Below are 1139 nucleotides of genomic sequence, written 5' to 3'. Positions count from 1 at the left end.
TAGTGGCACAGTACCGTTGAAGTGTCTAATCAACATGGAGGGATAGCCACAAGACTATTAAAGATTCGTTTAATCATGCAAGGCAATTTTTTATCGGTTAATAAGGTTCTCGTATGACTAAAAGAGGTTCACCTCCCACGGGAGGCACCGACTTATTGAAACGGAAGAAATGAAACACATTGAGTATCACAATACTGAACAGTGTTATGGTTAAATCGGATTGGTATAGTTGGAACGCCGTATGCGGTGAAAGTCGCTTGTACGGTGTGGACGGGGGGAAAAGGGAGCGATAACTTCAACCCCTTACCTATCTGTATGAAGATTAAGGCTGACAGAATTGGCAGCTTAGTTTAACAATAAGGCACAATTGAGTTGCAGAATCAGTAAAGGAAGTGTAAAGGTGTTTTACCATTCAGAAAAGAAAAAAATAAGAGGCTGGAAAAGACATAAGAGAAAAATTGAAAGATGGAAACAAGAATCAATTGATTTAGATATGGACTATTTAAGGGATTATCAAAGAACATATGTAAAGTTATGGATACATCCCTTTTATGGACTTGTTCGCAGAAACCCACCTGTTTGGTATAAGCGACTTTTACTAGACGCAATGATGGATGTGTACCTGGCTTGGTATCGAAAAATGAAAAAGGAAAATGAAGATTTTTATTTGAAGATGTGGTTGTATGACCCTCATTTTATCAATTCCCAAATTGTTTTGGCTTATAAGGATTGTCTTGAATTCTATGATAAAACTTTTGAAAAGAGGAAGGTACATAAGGACTTTCCATATGATAAATTCAATTCTTTAAAGGAAAAGTTGGAGAAATTTGAATGGGAATTACACGTTGATACCGATTAATACGATGAAAATGATTTAAATGAATGGCTAATTGAAGGGATTTCAACAGAAAAAGAAGTCCTGGAAATAAAAAGGAAAGCATATGAGATTAGCAATATTAAAAATGAATATGGTACATTCTTACAATACTGTATTGATAACGGTGACGTTTGGGTAGGGACTTTTAAAAAATAAATATAATACTGCACTTGTCCAACTAGCGGGTGCTTGAGCTTATCAAGGGTCGCTGCTGTGGCTCTTTTTTTTGTTCAACTAATACAGCAGTTTAGTTGTGCGAAAT

The 1139-nt window shown here is 35.8% G+C and carries 1 protein-coding gene; it reads left to right on the top strand.

Features of this window, described 5'->3' with window-relative positions; genetic code table 11:
* Positions 1 to 400: 400 nt before the first annotated feature.
* The gene (locus ABES02_RS29660; protein ID WP_430141613.1) at positions 401 to 859 is read left to right on the top strand and encodes a hypothetical protein; all 459 of its coding nucleotides are present in this window, start codon (positions 401 to 403) and stop codon (positions 857 to 859) included.
* The last annotated feature ends 280 nt before the right edge of the window (positions 860 to 1139 follow it).

The sequence above is a fragment of the Neobacillus pocheonensis genome, assembly GCF_050477905.1.
In the GTDB taxonomy this organism is placed as follows: Bacteria; Bacillota; Bacilli; order Bacillales; family Cytobacillaceae; genus Neobacillus; species Neobacillus pocheonensis_A.
This window is presented reverse-complemented; position numbering and strand designations above follow the sequence as displayed.